Source organism: Methylobacterium cerastii, from assembly GCF_022179125.1.
Lineage (GTDB): Bacteria > Pseudomonadota > Alphaproteobacteria > Rhizobiales > Beijerinckiaceae > Methylobacterium > Methylobacterium cerastii.
Genome location: NZ_BPQG01000073.1, coordinates 1 through 4150 on the forward strand (window position 1 = coordinate 1; position 4150 = coordinate 4150).

The following is a 4150-nucleotide window of genomic DNA, read 5'->3' on the forward strand; positions in this document are numbered from 1 at the left end:
GTCCAGACACCGCTTACGATCCCACGCGCCGCCCCGGCCTTCATGCATCGACCCACCATGGCGGCGCTGGCCGAGGGGCCGTCATGGCTACCTTGGGCGTCCGTCGCGCTGGCCCTGGCGGGGGCGGGCTACGGCCTGTTCCGGACGCGGTTGCCGAAGCTCGTCGTCCGCCCGCTCCGCGCGACGCAGTCGGCGCCGACCCGCACCCTCGAGCTGCTGCACAGCGGCCTGATCGGCGACTACGCGGCTTGGCTCGCGATCGGGGTGGCGATCATCTCCGGGGTGCTCACCGTGGGGTGAGAACCTCGCCTCGCCGCATCGGGACCAAATGAAGTGCCAACTCGCATGAGAGATAAGCGCCATGCACCAGGAGACAGCGCACACCGGAGCGCAATCGCACGAGCCGGTGCCGGACCATTCACTCCATCGGTTTCACCTATCCTGACTTGGTCCGACGTTGTCCGCAGCGAAGGCGTCCCGGACGCCAAGGGGTTTGGGCCATCCTTCGGTGCTGTCGCGGGCGGTCTGGCGTTCCATTTCCGAATTGATCTCGGCGCCGAGCAAGACGACCACGATCGAGAGCCACATCCAGGACATCAAGCCGATGCCGGCACCCAGAGACCCGTAGATGCGATTGTAGCTATCGAAGCTCGCCACGTACCAGGAGAACACGCCAGACGTGCAGACCCAAAGAAACGCTGCCAGCGCGCTGCCCCAGGTCACCCAGCGCCATTTCGCCCGGCGCCTGCTCGGGCCGTAGCGATAGATCAGCGTCAGGCTCAGGCTGACCACGACCAGGATGACGGGCCACCGGGCCACGGACAGGATGGTGTCGGCCAATCCCCCGAACCCGAAGCGCGCCAGGATCGCCGGAAGGACGACCACCACGCTGATCGTCAGGAGCAGGAACGCCGCGCCGCCAAGGGTGAACAGAAAGGTCGTGGCGTAGAACCGGATCAGGGTGCGATCCTCCCGTTCCCGGTAGATCACGTTGAGGGCATCGAAGAGGGCGCTGACGCCGGAATTCGCGCTCCAGAGCGCAATCAGCAAGCTGATCGTCGAGGTGAGGCTCAGCGAACCCGTGCTTCGCGCGGCGATCCGCACGAGCTGCTCGGAGAGCAGTTCGAGCGCGGCGGCAGGGAGGATGTAGGTTAGGAGGCCGACATGCTGGCTGATCACGTTGGGATCGGAAAACAACCCGTAGATCGAGACCACGGCCACGAGTCCGGGAAACACGGCGAGCAGGGCGAAGAAGGCGACGCCGCCGGCCGTGGCGAGCACACGATCCTTCGGGAGAGCCCACACGGCGCGCCACAGGATGTCCTGCCATCCTGCCTTCGGAATCTCGGAAGGGCGGTTCGCATCGCGGCCACGATCAGGCTCGCGGGCGCGCTGCCGAGCCGTTTCGAGGGTCGCTGCATCCTGCGGACGCGTGGCGATTGAGCGCCAGTCGTCGCCTTCGTCAACGTCCTGAATCACGGCTACGATCCTGCGAGGACTTGGTACCAGTGATCGCGATTTGATCCTGCTGACATCGGTTCAGCCGAAGTCGTAGCGGCGCGGAGCGTCCGATCCTGCAGGAGTGTCGCCTACCGTCGCCCTGAATGGAAGCGGTGGCGCCAGCCCTCCTCCAGCCTGCGCTCCTCCGCGCTCTCCTCCGGAACGGCTTTGAGACGCAGCAGGATCATCGCAAAGCCACCCTGCTGGAGGTACACCTGCTCGTAGAGCGACGGCACATGGAGGTCGCGCTTCACATCGATCCAGAGATCAGCACTGCAGGCCGCGATGTCGCTCGGGATGCTCGGTTGATGCGAACGGCTGTGAACGAGCGATCGCTCCGGGACCGGGCTTCCGACGGCACAGACGATGGCCGGGAAGGAGAGGCTGCGGTAGCAACGCTGCACCCGGCCGTGGCCCGCCACGACGATGGCGATCCGCTCGGAGTGGTACTGGACGTAGGCCCGGGCCGCCGTCTCCTTACCGACCGCGAAGTCGCGCGCGAGCGCAAGGACGTGCTGCAGATCGGGCTCGCGAAACGCCGTCATAGCCCCCCGTAGGAGGTGCGGAGGCATCAGCAGGAGGCTGGCAAAGCGGTTGGCCTCGACCTCTCTGCGCTGGCGCGGGTCGCCCTCCTTGGCCGTCATGCGCAGCATGTCGGATGTCTTGCACGAGAACCGGTCGGGCTGATCGGGGATGTGGTGCGCCATCAGGAAGTGGCCGAGTTCGTGCGCGATGGTGAAGCGGCGACGCGGTTCGCCCCCGCGCCTGGCGAGGATGGTGCCGTCAGACCGCTTCGTGTCGGTGACGAGGCCGCCCTCGAACGCATCGGTGTCGAGGTCCTCGATCTTCACAATGCCGAGGCGCGCGCACAGCTCCTGGATCGGCACGGGCACCGGAAGGTTCGGCTCGGCCTGTAGGATGCGTTTGACGAGCGCCTCCGGCGAGCCTGCGTCTGCAAGGTCCTTCCTCTTGATCTGCATGCGCGGACCCCTTCGTATTTCCGAGGCGATCCGTCAGGCGCCACGCACCTGCGATCCCAAGACCAGGTTGCAAGGGCGTTCGCGCGAGCGGTAACCCAACCGCGCCATCGTGCGCAAAGGCCATGCTGGCCTGGCATGGCGGCCCCTGTGATCCCGACGGCGTCGGAGGAGCTAAGATCGCGGCCGCGCTTGCCGAGCTGGCACAACGGCGACCGTCAGGTCGAAGGGCTTTTCTCAAATTCATAGACCGGTGATGTCGTGCTCAGAGGCTGGGCCTGCTCAGCCCAAGCTGCGCATGCGCCTCGGCGGGCGTCATCAATCGAACGGCCTCATCCGAAAACCCAAGCGCCCGCAGCTCCGCTCGTTGCTGGTTCGTGATCATCAACGACACGGCGGGAGCTGATGCGGGTCTGGGCAGCGTGACACCCGGCTTAGCGTCGTTCGCTTCGCGCAGCCGGCCAAGGTATGCTTCCTCCGCGGCTGCCTGATCGAGAAACGCTCGGAGATAATCGTCTGCCTCTGACATCGGCGATGCTGCCTCCTTTTTTGTACCAACGACGTGCTTGACCACCCGCCACTCCATAGCAGCGTCTATCTCACGACATCGCGTGGCGAGATTCTTCGCATGGAGCGTAAGCTTTCGTTGATCCGAGCGGCAGGGCTTTTCATCGCGGAGGAGACTTACAGGTAATGCACATTCGTCCCTACCAGCGCGACAGTGACGAATCTTCTGTACTCGCGGTTTTAGATATGGCATTCCCCGTCTCTCATTCTTTCCTAGAACGCCGTGAACAGCTTAAGGCGCGTCAGTATCTGAAGCTTGTGCTGGGACACGCCGAAAATTTGATTGCCGAGCTCGACGGCGCAGTGATCGGCTTCATCACCGTGGACGATGGGGGCTACATATCCGCTTTGTACGTCTCTCGTGCCAGCGCCGGTTGTGGATCAGCTCTTCTACGAGCGGCACAGGACCGTCATCGACGCTTCGGGCTTCACGTTTTCGCAGATAACATCTTCGCTGTGAAATTTTACAAAGCGCGCGGCTTTGCGGTCGTCGATGAGGATACACAGATCGATAGCCTCGGGCGCCGGCACCGCCGTTTCGAGATGGAACGCGCGAACGGTTTCGACGCAAATCGGTAGGGCTCGATCACACTGTCGAAGCGGTCGCTTGCGCCGCACTCGAACGTGATTGTGCCAAGCCCGATCACCGCGTCGCAGCTGTGATCGATGCCAGTCCTCTCCGTGTCGAGGGTCAGACCGATGAACGTTGGCTCATTTGGCGTACCAACGCACGCGACGGCCGGTCTAACCCGCCGCAGCACCCGTTACTCCCCGGTACCCTCGAGCACGCTCGCGATGCTGTCGAGAGGCTGCGTCACAGAAATCTTGGCCGCTTCGAAGCCATACGCTCGCTCTGCCGACAGAGGCGGCCCTTCGGCTCGGTAGCAGGATACGGTCGCAGTTCCCAAGCCAGACCTCTCGCGGCCGGGTCCTCGAGAGGATCGATAGTGGCTCGGATGAGTGACACCAACGACCGACCAGGCGTTCATCTAGATAAGCCATGGCCACTTTGTCAGCTCAGCGGGTTTGGGGTTTTATCGTCTTGGGTCGAGCGATTGCCTTAACCGAGGGCCATGGGGCTGATCATGATCCTCCCCCGGTTCCAC

General features: G+C 63.9%; 4 protein-coding genes and 1 pseudogene. 2 read left to right on the forward strand and 3 right to left on the reverse strand.

Annotated features, from left to right (window positions below):
- Positions 1 to 300 (forward strand): annotated as a pseudogene (locus MFF13_RS20885) (NADH-quinone oxidoreductase subunit E); the annotation flags it as partial.
- A 132-nt stretch (positions 301 to 432) separates the two neighbouring features.
- Here the strand turns inward: MFF13_RS20885 and MFF13_RS20890 are convergent.
- The 3 genes from MFF13_RS20890 to MFF13_RS20900 form a co-directional block, all read right to left on the reverse strand.
- Entirely contained in the window at positions 433 to 1479 is a 1047-nt protein-coding gene (locus MFF13_RS20890) for a YihY/virulence factor BrkB family protein (protein ID WP_147751952.1), read from the reverse strand.
- Between the two features lie 110 nt (positions 1480 to 1589).
- Positions 1590 to 2393 carry an ImmA/IrrE family metallo-endopeptidase gene (locus tag MFF13_RS20895; RefSeq protein ID WP_238272874.1) on the reverse strand — a complete coding sequence of 268 codons (804 nt, stop codon included), beginning with the start codon at positions 2391 to 2393 and terminating at the stop codon, positions 1590 to 1592.
- A gap of 349 nt (positions 2394 to 2742) precedes the next feature.
- A complete protein-coding gene (locus MFF13_RS20900) occupies positions 2743 to 3051 on the reverse strand; it encodes a hypothetical protein (protein WP_147828755.1) in 309 nt (102 codons plus the stop codon).
- Between the two features lie 119 nt (positions 3052 to 3170).
- On the opposite strand from MFF13_RS20900, the gene MFF13_RS20905 reads away from it, so the two are divergent.
- Entirely contained in the window at positions 3171 to 3623 is a 453-nt protein-coding gene (locus MFF13_RS20905; protein WP_238272875.1) for a GNAT family N-acetyltransferase, read from the forward strand.
- The last annotated feature ends 527 nt before the right edge of the window (positions 3624 to 4150 follow it).